17 protein-coding genes are annotated in these 18,076 nt (G+C 71.7%); 8 read left to right on the forward strand and 9 right to left on the reverse strand.

What is annotated here, in order from left to right; translation table 11 throughout:
• Nucleotides 1-70: 70 nt before the first annotated feature.
• Together serB and ACWCV9_RS26930 are read right to left on the reverse strand one after the other, a co-directional pair.
• On the reverse strand, nucleotides 71-1,279 hold the full coding sequence (gene serB / locus ACWCV9_RS26925; RefSeq protein WP_450790295.1) for a phosphoserine phosphatase SerB: 1,209 nt from the start codon (nucleotides 1,277-1,279) through the stop codon (nucleotides 71-73).
• A gap of 225 nt (nucleotides 1,280-1,504) precedes the next feature.
• Entirely contained in the window at nucleotides 1,505-3,253 is a 1,749-nt protein-coding gene (locus ACWCV9_RS26930) for a streptophobe family protein (protein WP_450790297.1), read from the reverse strand.
• Between the two features lie 274 nt (nucleotides 3,254-3,527).
• Between ACWCV9_RS26930 and ACWCV9_RS26935 the strand changes: the two genes are divergently transcribed.
• A complete protein-coding gene (locus tag ACWCV9_RS26935; RefSeq protein WP_450790298.1) occupies nucleotides 3,528-6,077 on the forward strand; it encodes an FHA domain-containing protein in 2,550 nt (849 codons plus the stop codon).
• A gap of 84 nt (nucleotides 6,078-6,161) precedes the next feature.
• Here the strand turns inward: ACWCV9_RS26935 and ACWCV9_RS26940 are convergent, their stop codons facing one another.
• The 3 genes from ACWCV9_RS26940 to ACWCV9_RS26950 all read right to left on the reverse strand — a co-directional run bounded on the left by ACWCV9_RS26940 (nucleotide 6,162) and on the right by ACWCV9_RS26950 (nucleotide 8,994).
• The gene (locus ACWCV9_RS26940) at nucleotides 6,162-6,920 is read right to left on the reverse strand and encodes a transglycosylase SLT domain-containing protein (RefSeq protein WP_450790300.1); all 759 of its coding nucleotides are present in this window, start codon (nucleotides 6,918-6,920) and stop codon (nucleotides 6,162-6,164) included.
• Nucleotides 6,921-7,219: 299 nt separating this feature from the next.
• On the reverse strand, nucleotides 7,220-8,302 hold the full coding sequence (locus ACWCV9_RS26945; protein WP_450790302.1) for an S-adenosylmethionine:tRNA ribosyltransferase-isomerase: 1,083 nt from the start codon (nucleotides 8,300-8,302) through the stop codon (nucleotides 7,220-7,222).
• Nucleotides 8,296-8,994 (reverse strand): SDR family NAD(P)-dependent oxidoreductase, encoded by a 699-nt coding sequence (locus ACWCV9_RS26950; protein ID WP_450790304.1) that lies wholly within the window; start codon nucleotides 8,992-8,994, stop codon nucleotides 8,296-8,298. The genes ACWCV9_RS26945 and ACWCV9_RS26950 overlap by 7 nt, the downstream gene beginning before the upstream one ends.
• Nucleotides 8,995-9,236: 242 nt before the next feature.
• On the opposite strand from ACWCV9_RS26950, the gene ACWCV9_RS26955 reads away from it, so the two are divergent.
• The 3 genes from ACWCV9_RS26955 to ACWCV9_RS26965 all read left to right on the forward strand — a co-directional run bounded on the left by ACWCV9_RS26955 (nucleotide 9,237) and on the right by ACWCV9_RS26965 (nucleotide 11,421).
• On the forward strand, nucleotides 9,237-10,382 hold the full coding sequence (locus tag ACWCV9_RS26955; RefSeq protein ID WP_450790306.1) for a GAF domain-containing sensor histidine kinase: 1,146 nt from the start codon (nucleotides 9,237-9,239) through the stop codon (nucleotides 10,380-10,382).
• Entirely contained in the window at nucleotides 10,375-11,016 is a 642-nt protein-coding gene (locus tag ACWCV9_RS26960) for a response regulator (RefSeq protein WP_385843291.1), read from the forward strand. Before ACWCV9_RS26955 ends, ACWCV9_RS26960 begins: the two co-directional genes overlap by 8 nt.
• A 159-nt stretch (nucleotides 11,017-11,175) precedes the next feature.
• On the forward strand, nucleotides 11,176-11,421 hold the full coding sequence (locus ACWCV9_RS26965) for a chaplin (RefSeq protein ID WP_385843292.1): 246 nt from the start codon (nucleotides 11,176-11,178) through the stop codon (nucleotides 11,419-11,421).
• A 141-nt stretch (nucleotides 11,422-11,562) separates the two neighbouring features.
• Here ACWCV9_RS26965 and ACWCV9_RS26970 read toward each other — a convergent pair whose 3' ends face one another.
• Nucleotides 11,563-12,351 (reverse strand): hypothetical protein, encoded by a 789-nt coding sequence (locus ACWCV9_RS26970; RefSeq protein ID WP_450790308.1) that lies wholly within the window; start codon nucleotides 12,349-12,351, stop codon nucleotides 11,563-11,565.
• 151 nt (nucleotides 12,352-12,502) lie between these two features.
• Between ACWCV9_RS26970 and ACWCV9_RS26975 the strand changes: the two genes are divergently transcribed.
• From ACWCV9_RS26975 to ACWCV9_RS26985, 3 genes are all read left to right on the forward strand, one after another.
• The gene (locus tag ACWCV9_RS26975; RefSeq protein ID WP_385843294.1) at nucleotides 12,503-13,300 is read left to right on the forward strand and encodes an ABC transporter ATP-binding protein; all 798 of its coding nucleotides are present in this window, start codon (nucleotides 12,503-12,505) and stop codon (nucleotides 13,298-13,300) included.
• A gap of 60 nt (nucleotides 13,301-13,360) precedes the next feature.
• A complete protein-coding gene (locus ACWCV9_RS26980) occupies nucleotides 13,361-13,789 on the forward strand; it encodes an NfeD family protein (protein WP_450790310.1) in 429 nt (142 codons plus the stop codon).
• A gap of 109 nt (nucleotides 13,790-13,898) precedes the next feature.
• Complete coding sequence (locus ACWCV9_RS26985) at nucleotides 13,899-14,858, forward strand: SPFH domain-containing protein (protein ID WP_385843296.1); 960 nt, start codon at nucleotides 13,899-13,901, stop codon at nucleotides 14,856-14,858.
• Between the two features lie 70 nt (nucleotides 14,859-14,928).
• On the opposite strand, the gene ACWCV9_RS26990 is transcribed toward ACWCV9_RS26985, so the two are convergent.
• The 3 genes from ACWCV9_RS26990 to ACWCV9_RS27000 all read right to left on the reverse strand — a co-directional run bounded on the left by ACWCV9_RS26990 (nucleotide 14,929) and on the right by ACWCV9_RS27000 (nucleotide 16,969).
• Nucleotides 14,929-15,435 (reverse strand): HNH endonuclease, encoded by a 507-nt coding sequence (locus ACWCV9_RS26990; protein WP_450790312.1) that lies wholly within the window; start codon nucleotides 15,433-15,435, stop codon nucleotides 14,929-14,931.
• 167 nt (nucleotides 15,436-15,602) lie between these two features.
• Nucleotides 15,603-16,142, reverse strand: coding sequence for a YbhB/YbcL family Raf kinase inhibitor-like protein (locus ACWCV9_RS26995; protein ID WP_385843298.1), 540 nt, complete (start codon nucleotides 16,140-16,142; stop codon nucleotides 15,603-15,605).
• Nucleotides 16,143-16,186: 44 nt separating this feature from the next.
• Entirely contained in the window at nucleotides 16,187-16,969 is a 783-nt protein-coding gene (locus ACWCV9_RS27000; RefSeq protein WP_450790314.1) for a sporulation protein, read from the reverse strand.
• A 98-nt stretch (nucleotides 16,970-17,067) separates the two neighbouring features.
• On the opposite strand from ACWCV9_RS27000, the gene ACWCV9_RS27005 reads away from it, so the two are divergent.
• On the forward strand, nucleotides 17,068-17,718 hold the full coding sequence (locus ACWCV9_RS27005; protein WP_450790316.1) for a DNA-3-methyladenine glycosylase: 651 nt from the start codon (nucleotides 17,068-17,070) through the stop codon (nucleotides 17,716-17,718).
• The last annotated feature ends 358 nt before the right edge of the window (nucleotides 17,719-18,076 follow it).

Here is an 18,076-nt window from a genome sequence, read left to right on the forward strand (position 1 = left end):
CCCCCGACCCGGCACGCCGAAGGGCCCGGCACCCCACAGGTGCCGGGCCCCTCTCAGCCGTCGGACCGGGTCAGTCCTCGTCGTGCGTGTCCGCCGCCTCGACCTCTTCACGGGTGACGCCCAGCAGATACAGGACCGTGTCCAGGAACGGGAAGTTCACCGCCGTGTGCGCCGCCTCCCGCACCACCGGCTTCGCATTGAACGCCACGCCCAGACCGGCCGCGTTCAGCATGTCCAGGTCATTGGCGCCGTCGCCGATCGCCACCGTCTGCGACAGCGGCACCCCGGCCTCCGCGGCGAACCGGCGCAGCAGCCGCGCCTTGCCCGCGCGGTCCACGATCTCCCCGGTGACCCGGCCGGTCAGCTTGCCGTCGACGATCTCCAGCGTGTTGGCCTGGGCGAAATCGAGCCCGAGCCGGTCCTTGAGATCGTCCGTGACCTGGGTGAAGCCACCGGAGACCACACCCACCTGGTAGCCGAGCCGCTTCAGCGTGCGGATGAGGGTGCGCGCGCCCGGCGTCAGCCGGACCTCGGTGCGCACCTTCTCCACCACCGAGGCGTCCAGCCCGGCCAGCAGAGCCACCCGCGCGTGCAGCGACTGCTCGAAGTCCAGCTCTCCGCGCATCGCCGCCGCCGTCACCTCGGCGACCTTGTCCTCGCAGCCCGCGTGCGCGGCGAACAGCTCGATGACCTCGTCCTGGATCAGCGTGGAGTCCACATCCATGACCACCAGCCGCTGAGCGCGCCGGTGCAGGCCCGCCGCGACGACCGCGATGTCGACACCCAGTGCCGCGGCGTCCGACACCAGGGCGGTGCGCAGCGGCTCCGTCTCCACACCGGAGACGGCGAACTCCACGGCCGTCACCGGGTACTTGGCGAGCCGGAAGATACGGTCGATGTTGCCGCCGGCCTTCGCTATCCGGGCGGCGATGGCGGCGGTCGACTCGGCGGTGAGCGGATGGCCGAGGACGGTCACCAGGGAGCGGCCGAGGCCACGCGGCTGGTTGTCGCCGTGGCCCGAGATGATCTCCGCCTGCATCTTCATCGACTCGGCCCAGCTGTGCACGGTCGCGCGCAGGTCGCCCTCCAGGGCGGCGGGCGGCTCGGTCACCAGGGCGCACAGCACCAGGCGGCCCCGGGTGACGACCTGCTCGATGTCGACGACGTCGACGGAGTAGGCGGCGAGGGTGTCGAAGAGGCCGGCCGTGATGCCCGGCCTGTCCTTGCCGAAGATCTTGACGAGGAGAGTGGGGACCTCGGAGGTCTGCGAAGCGCTCATGGTGTCACCACCGTATCCGGCACCCAGTGCCTTCCGCCGCCGAGGTCCGCCTGACGGACACGGAACAATGGGTGTCGGCGCGGTGTCGGGAATCTTGCCGCGGACCGACACTCCCTCGTCACACACCGCCACCCGTCCGCCCCACCCCGACTGTGCCACGAATCCCCGAGCCCACGCATGTGCGCTCCGCGCGGACGGGGGCTGCGGCCGGCCGAGTCCGCCTCCTCAGCCCCGGTCCCGCTGCGGGCCGCCCGGATCCCGGGGCGGCGGGGGTGGCGGCGGTGGCCACTCGGGCCTGCCCCTGCGGGGCCGCGGCGGAACCGGGCCGAGCGGTCCGCCGATGGTCGGCGCACCGTACATGTCGTCGCCGCCCGGTCCGGGTCCCGCGTCACGCGGCTCCTCCGGCATCCGGAGATAGGGGTTGGTGCCCGGGTTGGGCGGCCGGTACGGCCTGCCCGGGTGATACGGCCCTACGCGATCCCCGGCCCCGCCTGCACCGCCGTACCCGGCCCCCTCCACCTCACCGCCGTACCCGGCCCCACCCACCCCACCGCCATCCGCGGCACCCTGCACCCCGCCGCTGTACCCCCGTCCCCGCGCCGCCGGGACCGCCCGTGTCCCCGCCACCCCCGTCACCCACGTCAGCAGTGCTCCGGCCGCCCCCGCGGCCGCACCCCAGACCGCGCCCAGCAGCAGCGCCATGCCCAGCTGCGCGTGGAGTTCGACGCCCGCGCCGAAGGCGTCGACGCCGAGGACGGAGAGGGAGGCGTGTGCGGCGACGCTGGTCAGCCAGGTGAGCAGGGGCAGGGCGAGGCCGGTCACGGCACCCAGCCGCAGGGCGCAGCGACCGGCGAACCCGAGTCCGCCCCCGGCCGACCGCACCACCTCCGTCCGCACCCCGACCAGCACCCCCGCCAGCAGCATCAGCAGCGCCGCCGCCACCGGCAGCAGCCACACCCGGCCGTCCAGGTCCGCCAGCCGGCCCACCGTCACCGGCTGGTCGGAGTGGGTGGTGAGAAGCCGGTCCAGGGGATGGGGGAGCAGGTGGCCGAGGGTGCCGGTGGCGCTGCCGGTCCAGGGGACGAACAGGCCGAGCGGCACGCCCAGCCAGACCCCGTTCGGCGTGCCGAGCAGTGCCGCGCCGGCGATCCGCCGTGGATGCGCATCGCCGATCGCCGCGTACCCGGCCGCCGCGAGCCCCGCCGCCACGGCCACCAGCCCCACGGTGACGAGCGCCGACACGGCCGGCCGCACCACCCGGTGCAGCACGCCCCAGCCGGGCGGCAGCGGAGCGCGGCGCGAGGCGAGCAGGGCGAGCAGCAGGACGCCGGTGCTCCAGCCGAGCCCACCGAGCAGCGTCGCCGCGGGGTCCACCGCGAAGCCGACCGTGGCCCTGGCATGCACCAGCCGGCCGATGTGGTCCGGCAGCAGCCCGCCGATGTCCCCGACCCCGGGGATGCGCACCGAGCCGCCTCCGCCCGGCAGCCGGTCCGGGCCGAGCCGGTCGCCGTCGAACGTGATGACATCGTGACCGGCCCAGGCGACAACGCCCAGCATCGCCTCGAAGAGCGCGACCACCACCCCCGCGCGGGCCAGCAGTTCACCGGGGGCCACCGCAACACCGGCCGACCGCAGGGACCGTAGGAAGAACCAGGACAGCAGCAGCGCACCGACCAGGCTCACCCCGAGTGGCGTGATCTCGATGGCCGCGTGCGCCGTGGCCCCTTTCAGTCCGAAGACGGACACATCGCCCGACGGTGTGACCGCACCACCGGCCCCGAGGGCCACAACGGCCGCCGTCATGGGGCCCGGTGAGCCCGCGGAGTCGGCCCCGAGCAGATGCAGACCGAGCGCGGCCGTGCCCGTCATCCCGAGCAACGCCCAGCTGACCGCGGCGATCGCGGACATCAGCAGGTCCGTCCAGGGCAGTCCCGTACCGTGCCGCGCGGTCCCGGCGTCCGTGCCAGCGCTCATCGCAGACCCCCCGATCCGCCGGGCGGCACGCACCGCCGCGCTTGTCCGCCCTCGCGGGAATCACCCGGGAATCACCCGGAAAACGCCCGCGAACCACCACTCTCCGGCCCGGCCGCCGGGCCGTCAACGGGCGTACGGATGCGTATGCCGGCGCTGTTGGCAAGGCCCGGGTTTCAGTCAGGGGGCCAAGCCTGAAATAGTTCCCCCCGATGTTCGACATCCCTAGACTCCCTGCGACGGGGGTAATTCGGGGGACAACTCAGTGGGGCATGGAGTGCCGGAACTCGTACTGGAATCAAACGGACAGACCTGGACGCTCGATCCGTCCAGGTCGTACACCCTGGGACGCGATCCGCAGGGTGATCTCGTCTTCGACGACGCCAGGGTCTCCTGGCGGCACGCCACGGTCAGCTTCAACGGCCGCAGTTGGGCCGTCGAGGACCATGGCAGCACCAATGGCACATTCGTGCAGGGCCAGCGGATCCAGCAGCTGGAGATCGGCCCGGGCACGGCGCTGCACCTCGGCAACGCGACGGACGGACCGCGGGTGAGCCTCTCGGCGGCCGTCGCGAGCCAGCCGCAGTCGGCGCCGTACGCCGCGCAGGGCGCCGGGGCACCCGGCTGGGCCCAGCAGGCTCCGGCGCCGCAGCAGGGCGTGCCGCACCAGGCACCGGTGCATCAGCAGGCTCCGCAGGCCGGCTGGCAGCAGCCGCAGCAGGCACCGGCGTTCCCGCAGCAGCAGGGCGGTCCCGCCGACCAGTACGCGCAGCAGGCGCCCGGTGGAGGCGCGGGGGCGCCGCCGGCGCACGGCGACCGCAGCCCCACCACGTTCCACCAGTTCGCGCTGGGCCGCGTGATGCGGATCGGCCGTGCCCTGGAGAACGACCTGGTCGTCTCCGACCTCCAGGTCTCCCGGCACCACGCCGAGTTCCACACGACGCCCGACGGCCGGTTCGAGATCCGCGACCTGGGCTCGCACAACGGCACCTACGTCAACGGTCACCCGGTGCCCAAGGGCGGCTCGGTCCAGCTGGGCCCGGCCGACATCGTCGGCGTCGGTCACTCCACCTTCCGGATCGTCGGCGACCGCCTCGAGGAGTTCGTCGACACCGGTGAGGTCTCCTTCTCCGCGCGCCACCTGACCGTCACGGTCGACGGCGGCAAGCAGATCCTCAAGGACGTCTCCTTCGGCGTCCCGGAGAAGTCCCTGATCGCGGTCATCGGCCCGTCCGGTTCCGGCAAGTCGACCCTGCTGAAGGCGCTCACCGGCTACCGGCCCGCCAACCAGGGCGAGGTGCTGTACGACAACCGGAACCTGTACAAGCAGTTCGCCGAGCTGCGCCAGCGCATCGGTCTGGTCCCGCAGGACGACATCCTGCACAAGGAGCTGACCGTCCGGAAGGCGCTGAAGTACGCGGCCAAGCTGCGCTTCCCCGCCGACACCACCGCGCAGGAGCGCGACGCCCGGATCGACGAGGTGCTGCGCGAGCTGAAGCTCGACATCCACAAGGACAAGAAGGTCACCTCCCTCTCCGGCGGTCAGCGCAAGCGCGTCTCGGTGGCCCTGGAGCTGCTCACCAAGCCGTCGCTGATCTTCCTGGACGAGCCGACCTCCGGCCTCGACCCGGGCATGGACCGCGACGTCATGCAGCTGCTGCGCGGCCTCGCCGACGACGGCCGTACGGTCCTCGTCGTCACCCACTCGGTGGCCGAGCTGGCGCTGTGCGACAAGCTGCTGGTGATGGCGCCGGGCGGCGCGGTCGCCTACTTCGGCCCGCCGGAGGAGGCGCTGAACTTCTTCGGCTACGACACCTGGGCCGACGTCTTCTCCGCCTTCGAGAACTACCGCGACTACGACTGGGCGGGCCGCTGGAAGGGCTCGCAGCACTACCAGATGTACGCCGCGGACATCGACGCCGTCGCCCCTCAGGCCGTACCGATGCATCCGATGCAGCCGATCAGGCCGCCCAAGCCGCAGAGCTGGGGCTCGCAGCTGGCCACCCTGATCCGCCGCTACACCTCGGTGATCGCCTCGGACCGCGGCTTCATCGCCCTGATGTTCCTGCTGCCGGCCGTGCTCGGTGTGGTGAGCGTGCTGATCCCCGCCGACTACGGCCTCGGCCTCGGCCCGGCGCGGACCCACTTCTCCAACCGGGACGGCAGCACGATCCTGCTCATCCTCGCGGTGGGCGCCTGCTTCGCCGGTGCCGCCAACTCGGTGCGTGAGCTGATCAAGGAACGGGTCATCTACGAACGGGAGCGCGCCACCGGCCTGTCCCGCTCGGCGTACCTGATGTCCAAGGTGATCGTGCTCGGCCTGATCACCATGCTGCAAGGCGGCATCATCGGCGCGATCGGCCTGCTCTACCGCGGCGACAAGGTGCCGCAGCAGGGCCTGCTGCTGACGGACTGGCCGGTCCTGGAGCTGACCCTGCCGATCATGGCGCTCGGCTTCACCTCGATGATGTTCGGCCTGATCATCTCCTCGCTGGTGAAGACCGCCGAGAAGACCATGCCGCTGCTGGTGATGTTCGCGATCGTCCAGGTCGTCTTCACCGGCTGCCTCTTCCAGCTGCACGGCAAGGTCGGCGTCGAGCAGGTCGCCTGGCTGATGCCGGCCCGCTGGGCGGTGTCCGCCGCGGGCACCACGGCCCAGCTGAACGTGCTGCTGCCCTGGGACGCCACCGACCCGGACCCGCTGTGGGACCACTCGCTCGGCCAGTGGTTCACCGACATGGGTGTGCTGGTGGGTCTGGGCGTGCTCTGCGGCTTCTTCGTGGCCCGCTTCCTGCGCCGCCACGAGCCGGAGGTCATGCGCAAGTAACCGCGCCCGTACGACGCCGAAGGGCGGCACCCCGCGATGGGGTGCCGCCCTTCGGCGCTACGTCGCAGAGGTCCGCGCCAGACCTCAGTACGCGCTGTTGACGTTGTCGATCGAGCCGTACCGGTGGGCCGCGTAGTTGGCGGCGGCGGTGATGTTGGCGACCGGGTCGTAGATGTTCATGGACGTGCCGGCCACGTGGTACGCGTTGAAGGTGGGCTGGATCACCTGGAGCAGGCCCTTGGACGGGATGCCGTTGACCGCGTTGATGTCCCAGTTGTTGATGGCCATCGGGTTGCCCGAGGACTCACGCATGATGTTGCGGTACAGGCCGTTGTAGGAGCCCGGGATGTTGTTCTGCCGCATGATGTCCAGCGAGTGCCGGATCCAGCCGTCGAGGTTGTTCGCGTAGGTCTTCGCGGCGACGGTCTCCATCTGCGGGCGCTGCACGGAGCGGTTCGCGGCGGCCTGGGCGGCGCGCTCCTGCGCGGCCTTCTGCGCGGCCTTCTGCGCGGCAGCGGCGGCGGCCTGCTTCTTGGCGGCGGCCTCGGCGCGCTGCTTGGCGGCGGCCGCGTCCTCGGCCTTCTTCTTCGCCGCGAAGGCGTCGAGCTTCACGCTCTGGCCGGCGAGCTGGTCGGTGACCGTGCCCTTGACGTTCTTCAGGGCGGCACCCGAGGCGACCTGGGCGGTCGTGGCCGGGGCGCCGGTGGTGACGGTCTCGGCGCTGCTGGGGACGGCCGAGAAGGCGAGCGCGGCGGTGCCGAGGGCGGCGACGCCGGCGAGGGCGATCCGGTGCTGCTTGGTCAGGGCCCGACTACGAGCACGACTGAGGATGTTCTTGGGCATGGCTGATGGACCTCTTCGATAGCGCGGAGGTCGCTCCTGCGTCCGCCGGGGGAATCGGCTCCTCCCACACGAACGCCGCGGGCCGGTGACCCACGGCGCTGAGCGACGGAGCAATTCTTAGCGGGCGCAAAATGCCCTGGCAAAGGTGTGACCTACGATCCCGGGTAGTGGATCAGGGAAGGGCAAAACGGGACAGACCAGACCGTCTGCCCCGTTCATGCGGGGAAGGTGTCTCTCCTATGCCCGTTCGTACGTGATGTGGGCCCTATGCGCGGGCTCACATCGACCGTGTAACAGTCTCACCAGGAGTTGCCGTCGCAACGCTCTGTGTGAGTGGCCTCCTCCGGCAGGAGGAGATGTACGTCGCCGAACTCGTGCCACAGAAAGAGCGCACGCAGTGCCTCCTCGTAGGCGCGGACGACCGCGGCCCGCCCCGCGACCGCCTCCAGCATCAGCAGATGGGACGCCTCCGGCTCGTGCAGCCCGGTCAGCAGTCCGTCCACCACCCGCACCCCGCGCTCCGGAGTGACCACCAGACCGGTCCAGCCCCCGGCCGCCCGCACCACTCCGTCGGCCCCGGCGGCCGACTCCAGGGCGCGCACCGCCGTCGTACCGACCGCGATCACCCTGCCACCGCCCGCCCGGACCGCGTTGACCAGCCGCGCCGACGTCTCCGGCACCGAAAACCGCTCCGGATACGGCGGCTCGTGCGCCTCCGCCGACGACACCCCTGTATGCAGCGTGACCGGCGCGAACTGCACCCCCCGGCTCACCAGCTCCGCCACCAGCCGCGCGGTGAAGGGCCGCGCCGCGCTCGGCATCTCCGCGCTGCCCGCCCCGTCCGCGGAGGGCAGCGCGAACACCGTCTGGTACACGGACAGGGGCTGGTCGCGCTCCGTATAGGAGTAGCGGATCGGCCGGCCGTGCGCCCGCAGCAGACCAGGCACCCCGGCCCCGCTCACCCGCGCCCACCAGAGCCGCTCCCCGCGCGGACTCAGCGGCTCCTCCAGCACCAGCCGCGCCCCGCCCGCCACCTCCACCTCCGCGGGCATGCCCGCACGCGCGCGTGTAGTACCGCGCCCGTCGGGTTCCCGCAGCTCCACCGCCCACCGGCCGTCGTCCCCGCGGGTGGAGAAGTGCACCACCACACGCGTGTGCCCGATCCGCCCGTCCACCGCGGCGGGCAGCGTGGCCGAGGTGTTCACCACCAGCAGGTCCCCGGCCCGCAGCAGCCGCGGCAGCTCCCGGAACGCGTGCCGCGTCACCTCCGTACCGCGCGACACCAGCAGCCGTACGGCGTCCCGGTCCAGGCCCGGACCCCGCTGCTCGGCCGGCACGCGCGCGGACAGCTCCGGCGGCACCTCCAGGGTGAGGGTCACCATGCCTCCCGCAGCGCCGTCGCCGTGTACCGGCCGCTCGCCGGGCGCCGGTCCAGCAGGCGCAGGAAATCGGGCGCGACCTCCTCGGGCGCCGGCGTCCCCGACAGGTCCGCACCGGGCTCGGCCGCGGCCAGCATGCCGGTGCGCATCCCGCCCGGATCGACCCACCAGACCCGCAGCCCCGGCTCCTCCACCGCCAGCACCGCGGAGAGCTGGTCCACCGCGGCCTTCGTCGCCCCGTACGCACCCCAGGTCCGGTAGGCCTCCGCCGCCGCGTCCGAACTCACGTTGACCACCGCACCGGCCGGGGCCTTGCGCAACAGCGGCAGCGCCTCCTGGAGCAGCCCCAGCGGGGCCACCACATTGGTCTCCAGCGCGGCCCGGAAGCCGTCCAGCGGCTGCTCGCCGAGCGGCACCAGGGGCTCGGCCCCGAGGATCCCCGCGTTGTTCACGACCAGGTCCAGCCCGCCGAACGCGCGCGCCGCCGCCACCAGCTCCGCCCGGTGCCCCGCGTAGGTGACGTCCCCGGCCAGCGCCGCCACCCGGGTACCGGGCCCGGCGACGGCCGCCGCGGCCTCCTTGAGGGCCCGCGCACCCCGGGCGTCCAGCACCAGATCCCAGCCGCGCGCGGCCAGCGCCCCGGCGAGCGCCCGCCCCAGCCCCTTCGAGGCCCCCGTGATGATCGCTACCGGCATGACTACCGTCCCCTCGTCGCCCACCGCCCGCGCCGGGCGGTGACCACAACCTAGGAACGGCACCGGCCCCGCCGCCTCGGACGCGGGCCGCAACCCCGACGGGCCCTTCGACGTACCCCGCCCGCCCTGGGCCATGGGCCCTGGGCCGGCCGTCCTAGACCGGCCGTCCTAGGACCAGCGGACCGGGCCCGGGCGTCACCGGTCCGATCCGCGCTGTCACACCCCGCCGGTACCGTGAGGTCATGAGTCACGCCCCCCGGTCCGGCCTCGCCGCGGTCAGTTCCGCGCTGCTGGCCATGAGCAGGCATCTGGAGGTGCGCGACGTCCTCAAGACGATCGTCGCCTCCGCCCGCGAGCTGCTCGACGCGCAGTACGCCGCCCTCGGCGTCCCCGACGACCACGGCGGCTTCGCCCAGTTCGTGGTGGACGGTGTCAGCGACGCCCAGTGGAAGGCGATCGGCCCGCTGCCCCGCCAGCACGGCATCCTCGCCGCCATGCTGCACGAGGCCCGCCCCGAGCGCCTCGCCGACGTGCGCAAGGACCCCCGCTTCGAGGGCTGGCCGTCCGCCCATCCGGACCTGGTCGACTTCCTGGGCCTGCCGATCCGCGCCGACGACGAGGTCATCGGCGCGCTCTTCCTCGCCAACAAGAACTGCCCCAAGCCCGAGGGCAGTTGCGGCTTCACGGCCGAGGACGAGGAACTGCTCGGCATCCTCGCCCAGCACGCCGCCATCGCCCTGACCAACGCGCGGCTCTACGAACGCAGCCGTGAGCTGACCATCGCCGAGGAACGCTCCCGCCTCGCCCACGAGCTGCACGACGCCGTCAGCCAGAAGCTCTTCTCGCTGCGCCTGACCGCCCAGGCCGCGGCCGCCCTCGTCGACCGCGACCCCGCGCGCGCCAAGGGCGAACTGCACCAGGTCGCTGCGCTCGCCGCCGAGGCCGCCGACGAACTGCGCGCCGCCGTCGTGGAGTTGCGGCCCGCCGCCCTGGACGAGGACGGCCTGATCGCCACCCTGCGCACCCAGATCCAGGTCCTCGACCGCGCCCACACCGCCCGCGTGACCTTCGCCGCCAACGGCTTCCGCGCCCTGCCCGCCGCCCAGGAGGAGGCCCTGCTGCGGGTCGCCCAGGAGGCCCTGCACAACGCCCTGCGCCACTCCGGCGCCGCACAGGTCGACGTGCGCGTGGAGCGGCGCGGCAGCGGCACCGTCCTGCGCGTCACCGACGACGGCGCCGGCTTCGACCCCAAGGCGGTCCGCCGCGCCGGGCGCCACCTGGGCCTGGTCTCCATGCGGGACCGGGCGAGCGGGGTCGGCTCCACGCTGACCGTGGAATCGGCGCCCGGCAAGGGCACCGTCATCGAGATGGAGGTCCCCGGTGGCTGACCCGATCAAGGTGCTGCTCGTGGACGACCACCAGGTCGTCCGCCGGGGCCTGCGCACCTTCCTGGAGGTACAGGACGACATAGAGGTCGTCGGCGAGGCCGCCGACGGCGCCGAGGGCGTCGCCCGGGCCGAGGAGCTACGGCCCGACGTCGTCCTCATGGACGTCAAGATGCCGGGCATGGACGGCATCGACGCCCTGCGCAGACTCCGCGAACTCGCCAACCCCGCGCGCGTGCTGATCGTCACCAGCTTCACCGAACAGCGCACGGTCGTCCCGGCCCTGCGCGCGGGCGCCGCCGGGTACGTCTACAAGGACATCGACCCGGACGCCCTGGCCGGCGCCATCCGCTCCGTGCACGCGGGACACGTCCTGCTCCAGCCGGAGGTCGCCGGCGCCCTGCTCTCCCAGGAGGAGGCCAACTCCGGCCAGGGCAGAGGCGGCTCGCTCACCGAGCGGGAGCGCGAGGTGCTCGGCCTGATCGCGGACGGCCGGTCCAACCGGGAGATCGCCCGCGCCCTCGTGCTGTCCGAGAAGACCGTGAAGACCCATGTCTCCAACATCCTGATGAAGCTCGACCTCGCCGACCGCACCCAGGCCGCGCTCTGGGCCGTACGCCACGGCGTGACCGGCTGAAACACCCTGCCCAAGACCTCACCCGCGGCAACCGGCCAGGATGAGATTCATACCGTCGTGGGAATGTCACCCGGACGGCGCATCCTCCGGCGGCCCCCGGCGTTCTTCAGTGCGTAACCGCGGCGCACCGCCGCGGTGGACGCTAAGAGGGGTTGGAAAGTGAAGAACCTGAAGAAGGCAGCGGCCGTGACGATGGTGGCCGGGGGCCTGGTGGCCGCCGGCGCGGGCCTGGCCTCCGCCACCGACGGCTCCATCGCCGCCGGCGAGGCCCACGGCTCCCCGGGTGTCGTCTCGGGCAACGTCGCTCAGGTGCCGGTGCACATCCCGGTCAACGCGGTCGGCAACAGCGTGAACGTCATCGGCGTGCTGAACCCGGCGTTCGGCAACCTCGGCCTCAACCACTGAGGTTCGGCCGACCACGACCTCAGGCCTCCCGTGTGCACCGGGAGGCCTGCCAGGCCGCCACCCGCCGACCTCGCCCGCTCCGGCGCAGTCCGGCAGGGCGGGCAGGCGGTCCGAGATTGCGCCCCGGCCATCCCCGCCGGCCTACCGCATGCCCCGCTCCCGCTCCTCCACGACCGAGTTGTACGCGGCCACCTGGGCCCGCCGCGCCGTCCGCTCCACCGGCCTGAGCGCCTCCGCCCGCGCCGCGATCTCGCTGGAGCTGACCGCGCCCCCGTGCCCGCCGCCGTACGCCAGCGACACCAGCAGCGCCACCCGCTGCGCCAGCTCCAGCACCCGCACCGCACGCGGCGGATACCCCGGCGCCAGCACCTCCCGCCCGCGCTCGGCCCGCGCCCGGTACGCGTCGATCGCCGCCTCCGCCACCGGACCCGACCCGGCGACATCCAGCTTCGACAGCACCTCGGTCGCGTCGCGCAGCGCCTCCGCCAGCTCCCGTTCCGCCTCGCCCAGCGAGGGCACATCGGCGGGCGGCGCCTCCCGCACCGGCAGCACATGCCAGACCACCTCGGCATGCACATCACCGGCGGGCCCCGCCTCGTAGACCTCCGGGACCAGCCCGAACGCGGCGCCGTGACAGACCACCGCCTCCTCGGCCTGAAGCGCCCGCGCATTGAACTCCGGCGGCCCGCTCAGCCCCAGCGGATGCCCCGGCGCCGGCAGCGCCACCCGCAGCGCGGTCACCCCCAGCCTGCGCAGCCGCCCCAGGGCGAGCGTGAGCCCCACCGGCCCGGACTCGTCCGGCAGCCCCTCCACCCGGTGCACCGCGTCCCCGCCCACGATGGCGAGCACGGCGTCATCCGGAGAGACAAGTCCGGCCAAAAGGGCATTTCCCCAAGCGGCGAGGCGTCCTGAACGCGGTTCCGAGAGCATGCCTCCACCCTAAGGACAGGACCGATGGAATGGAGCGGGGCGCTCGTGGCGTAGATTTCATAAGGGCTGCGCCCACCCGGCGCGGCGGACCGAGCCACAGGCGTACGCGACAGCCGAGACCGGCCACACTGCAAGGGGAGACAACGCGCTCATGAGCGATGTTCTGGAGCTTCAGGACGTATCCGTGGTCCGCGAGGGCCGGGCTCTGGTGGACCAGGTCTCCTGGTCGGTGAAGGAGGGCGAGCGCTGGGTCATCCTCGGCCCCAACGGCGCCGGCAAGACCACCCTCCTGAACGTCGCGTCCAGCTACCTCTTCCCCAGCAAGGGCACCGCCACCATCCTCGGCGAGACCCTCGGCAAGCCCGGCACCGACGTCTTCGAGCTGCGCCCCCGCATCGGTGTGGCCGGCATCGCCCTCGCCGAGAAGCTCCCCAAGCGCCAGACCGTCCTCCAGACCGTCCTCACCGCCGCCTACGGCATGACCGCCGGCTGGCAGGAGGAGTACGACGAGATCGACGAGCAGCGCGCCCGCGCCTTCCTCGACCGCCTCGGCATGAGCGACTACCTCGACCGCCGGTTCGGCACCCTCTCCGAGGGCGAGCGCAAGCGCACCCTGATCGCCCGCGCCCTGATGACCGACCCCGAGCTGCTCCTGCTGGACGAGCCCGCCGCCGGACTCGACCTCGGCGGCCGCGAGGACCTGGTCCGCCGCCTCGGCCGGCTCGCCCGCGACCCCATCGCCCCCTCGATGATCATGGTCACGCACCACGTCGAGGAGATCGCCCCCGGCTTCACCCACGTCCTCATGATCCGCCAGGGCAAGGTCCTCGCCGCGGGCCCGATCGAGCTGGAGCTGACCTCCCGCAACCTCTCCCTCTGCTTCGGCCTCCCGCTGGTCGTGGAGCAGGTCGGCGACCGCTGGACCGCCCAGGGCCTGCCGCTGTCCTGACCCCGTCGCACCTCGCCGTGCGCCCTGTCCGCCGCCCGACCACGGCCCTACCATGACCATGTGAACATCGACGCATGGGTGTGGTGGCTCGTCGGCGCGGCGGCGCTCGGAATCCCGCTCGTCGTCACCGCCATGCCCGAGTTCGGCATGCTCGCGGTGGGCGCGGTCGCCGCCGCGGGCGCCGCCGGACTCGGCTTCGACGCCGTGCTCCAGGTACTCGTGTTCCTCGCCGTCTCCGTCGCGCTCATCGCCGTCGTACGGCCGATCGCCAACCGGCACTCCAGACAGCGTCCCCAACTCGCCACGGGCATCGATGCGTTGAGGGGCCGCCAGGCCGTCGTACTGGAGCGCGTCGACGGCTCCGGCGGCCGGATCAAACTCGCCGGAGAGGTCTGGTCGGCACGCGCCCTGGACACCGGCCGCGCCTACGAAGTGGGCCAGGAGGTGGACGTCGTGGAGATCGAAGGGGCCACCGCGATCGTCATCTGACGGAACCTGCCCACGAGTTGGGCGGCCGTCTGACAGACTCGACCAGCAAGATCTTCAACAGCCATAAGATCTGCCAAGGCGCCGAGGCGGAGAAGGGTACGGGGACACGATGGAACCGGTCATCATCGTCCTGATCATTCTGGTGGTGTTGGTCTTCATCGCCCTGATCAAGACCATCCAGGTGATCCCACAAGCGAGCGCGGCCATCGTGGAGCGCTTCGGCCGCTACACGCGCACGCTGAACGCGGGCCTCAACATCGTGGTCCCGTTCATCGACACCATCCGCAACCGCATCGACCTGCGCGAACAGGTCGTACCGTTCCCGCCGCAGCCGGTGATCACCCAGGACAACCTGGTCGTCAACATCGACACGGTCATCTACTACCAGGTGACCGACGCCCGGGCCGCCACCTACGAGGTCGCCAGCTACATCCAGGCCATCGAGCAGCTCACCGTCACCACGCTGCGCAACATCATCGGCGGCATGGACCTGGAACGCACCCTGACCTCCCGCGAGGAGATCAACGCGGCCCTGCGCGGCGTCCTCGACGAGGCCACCGGCAAGTGGGGCATCCGCGTCAACCGCGTGGAACTGAAGGCCATCGAGCCCCCGACCTCCATCCAGGACTCGATGGAGAAGCAGATGCGCGCCGACCGTGACAAGCGCGCCGCGATCCTCACTGCCGAAGGCACCCGCCAGGCGGCCATCCTCACCGCCGAGGGCGAGAAGCAGTCCCAGATCCTGCGCGCCGAGGGTGAGGCCAAGGCCGCCGCACTGCGCGCCGAGGGCGAGGCCCAGGCCGTCCGCACGGTCTTCGAGGCCATCCACGCCGGCGACCCGGACCAGAAGCTGCTCTCCTACCAGTACCTCCAGATGCTCCCGAAGATCGCCGAGGGCGACGCCAACAAGCTCTGGATCGTCCCCAGCGAAATCGGCGACGCCCTCAAGGGCCTCTCCGGCGCCATGGGCAACTTCGGCCCCCTCGGCGGCGGCTCGGGCAACAACGGCTCCGCGGGCAACGGCAACGGCGGCAGCACGGAACGCCGCGAGAGGCCGAACATCGACTAGAGGGTCCTAGAGGGTCACCGGGAAACGCCGGGTTCGCCCCGCGCCCTCCCAGGGGGCGCGGGGAACCGGGTCACGCAGCGTCCCGAGCCAGCCACCCCGGCAGAGCCTCGAACTCCTCGACCCCCAAGGCCAGCAGCATCGCGTCCGCCGGCGTCGGCTCGAACGGCTCCCGCAGCAACTCCATACCGGCCTGAGCCGGAGTCCGGTCGGCCTTGCGGTGGTTGTCCTCCGCGCAGGCGGCCACCGTGTTCAGCCACGTGTCCCGCCCACCCTGCGCCCGCGGCACCACATGGTCCACGGTCGTCGCCCTGCGCCCGCAGTACGCGCACCGGTGCCGGTCCCGCACCAGCACCCCCCGCCGCGACCACGGAGCTTGTCTTCGGAACGGCACCCGCACATACCGGCACAGCCTGATCACCCGGGGCGCGGGTATGTCCACATCGGCACCGCGCATGCGCAGTTCGGGATGGGCCTGCTCGACGACGGCCTTGTCCTGGAGCACCAGGACGACGGCTCGGTTCAGAGTCACCGTAGACAGCGGTTCGAAGCTCGCGTTGAGGACCAACGTGTCACGCATCCAGCCCACCTCCCGTGTGCACCTGCCCACCCCCGGCGGGCTTGGATCAACTCTGGACGGGCGCGCCGAGATGGACAACGCAATAAAAAATGCCCGCCTCCGATCACTTCCAAGACCGGAGGCGGGCAAACGTTCAATGAACGCCTGGCTGAAAATACGCGTTCTGCTCAGCCCTGCGCAGGGTTCTCGTACTCACCGATGAGCTGGGCACGCGCGAGCGTGTGGAACCGCAGATTGAAGCCGACCACCGCCGGCGAGGCATCCGCGTCCGGCCCCAGCTTCTCCTGGTCCACCGCGTACACGGTGAAGACGTACCGGTGCGGGCCGTCCCCGGGCGGCGGCGCGGCGCCACCGAAGTCCTTCGTCCCGTAGTCGTTCCGCGCGTGTACGGCGCCCTCGGGCAGCCCCTCGAACTTCCCGCCGCCCGCACCGGCCGGCAGCTCCGTCACCGTGGCCGGGATGTCGAACAGGACCCAGTGCCAGAACCCGCTGCCGGTCGGCGCGTCCGGGTCGTAGCAGGTCACGGCGAAACTCTTGGTCTCCGGCGGGAAGCCCTCCCAGCGCAGCTGCGGCGAGGTGTTGCCCTCCGCGTGGACCTGAGCGCTCTTCAGCGTCGCGCCCTCCTCGACATCCGCGCTCGTCACCGTGAACGACGGCACGGGCGGATGGAAGTCGTGGGGGAGCGGCCGGCGCTTGAGCTCGGTCACCTCGGTACCTCCTGATCGATGATCTGGAACCAGCGGGTCCGAGCCTAGAACCAGTTGCGCTTGCCGCCGACCTCGGACAGCCACTGGTTGAGGTAGGCCGCCCAGTCGGTCCCCTGCCAGTCGTTCAGCCCCACCTGGAACGAGCGGTAGGTGTCCGAGCCCTCGCTGAACAGACCCGGCTTCTTGTCCATCTCCAGCACGACGTCCATGGCGTGCTCGTCGGCGACGAAGCTCAGCTCCACCTGGTTCAGCCCCCGGTACTGCGACGGCGGCCAGAACTCGATCTCCTGGTAGAACGGCAGCTTCTGCCGGGTGCCCCGGATGTGGCCGCGCTCCATGTCCGCGTTCTTGAAGCGGAAGCCCAGCTGGATGAAGGCGTCCAGGATCGCCTGCTGCGCCGGCAGCGGATGCACGTTCACCGGGTCCAGGTCGGAGGAGTCCACGGCCCGCGCGATCGCCAGCTCGGTCGTCACCCCGATGTGCATCCCGCGCAGCGCCTGCCCGTCGATCATCGTGACCGGCGTCTCCCAGGGGATCTCCAGCCCGAACGGCACCGCGTGCACGGCCCCCGCCTGAAGCTCGAAGGCACCACCGAGCCGCACCTTGGTGAACTCGATGTCCTGCTTGTACTCCTGGTCGCCGCTCTCCACCTCGACCTTGGCCTGGAGCCCGACGGACAGCCCCTCGATGTCCTGGTTCACGGACCCGCCCTGGATCCGCACCTCACCCTGGACCACACCACCCGGTACGACATTCACCTCGGTCAGCACCGTCTCCACCGAGGCCCCGCCGGCCCCCAGGCTCGCGAGCAGCTTCTTGAACCCCATTGACTCTCCCTTTACGAACGGACTCGACCCTACAAACGCGCTCGGCCTCCGCCCGGTTCCGCCGTGCCCATGACCCGTCTGGACTACCCTCGGAGGGCATGATCGCGCCCCCGGACCGTATGCCACTGCCCCGAGACTTCTTCGACCGCCCGGTCCTCGAGGTCGCCCCCGACCTCCTCGGCCGCATCCTGGTCCGGACCACCCCCGACGGCCCGATCGCCGTCCGCCTCACCGAGGTGGAGGCGTACGACGGCCCGAACGACCCCGGCTCCCACGCCTACCGCGGCCGTACCGCCCGCAACGCGGTGATGTTCGGCCCGCCCGGACATGTGTACGTCTACTTCACCTACGGCATGTGGCACTGCATGAACCTCGTCTGCGGCCCCGAGGGCCGGGCGAGCGCCGTACTGCTCCGCGCGGGTGAAGTGATCGAGGGCGCCGAGCTGGCCCGTAAGCGCCGGCCTTCGGCCCGCAACGACAAGGAACTGGCCAAGGGTCCGGCCCGCCTCGCGACCGCCCTGGAGATCGACCGGGACCTCGACGGCACCGACGCGTGCACCTCCGCCGACACCCCGCTCCGCGTACTTCAGGGCACCCCCGTCCCCGCCGACCAGGTACGAAGCGGCCCCCGCACCGGAGTCGCCGGCGACGGCGGCGACGGCGACCGCCACCCCTGGCGCTACTGGGTGGCGGACGACCCGACGGTGAGCCCCTACCGGGCCCATGTGCCACGGCGGCGCCGAAGTTGACGCGGCTCGCGAAGGTGCGTAATGTATCCCGAGCCGCTGAACCGGGTACGGCATCGCCAGCAGCCGGAGCGGCCAAACCACTACCTAGCTCAAGCCCCTCGACGGGGTCGATTTCGGTGCGCCCGCGTACCCGAATGCGAACTCGCGGGACTCGATTATGAGTCGCCGAGGGAATCGGCTAACGTAGTGAATGTCGAAAGGGTCGACAGCGAAAGCCGAAAGCCCCGAGACAATCCCGCCGACCGGGAATCGGACGCCGAAAGGATCTGATAGAGTCGGAAACGCAAGACCGAAGGGAAGCGCCCGGAGGAAAACCCGAGAGGGTGAGTACAAAGGAAGCGACCGTTCCTTGAGAACT

This window comes from Streptomyces sp. NPDC001606, from assembly GCF_053596835.1.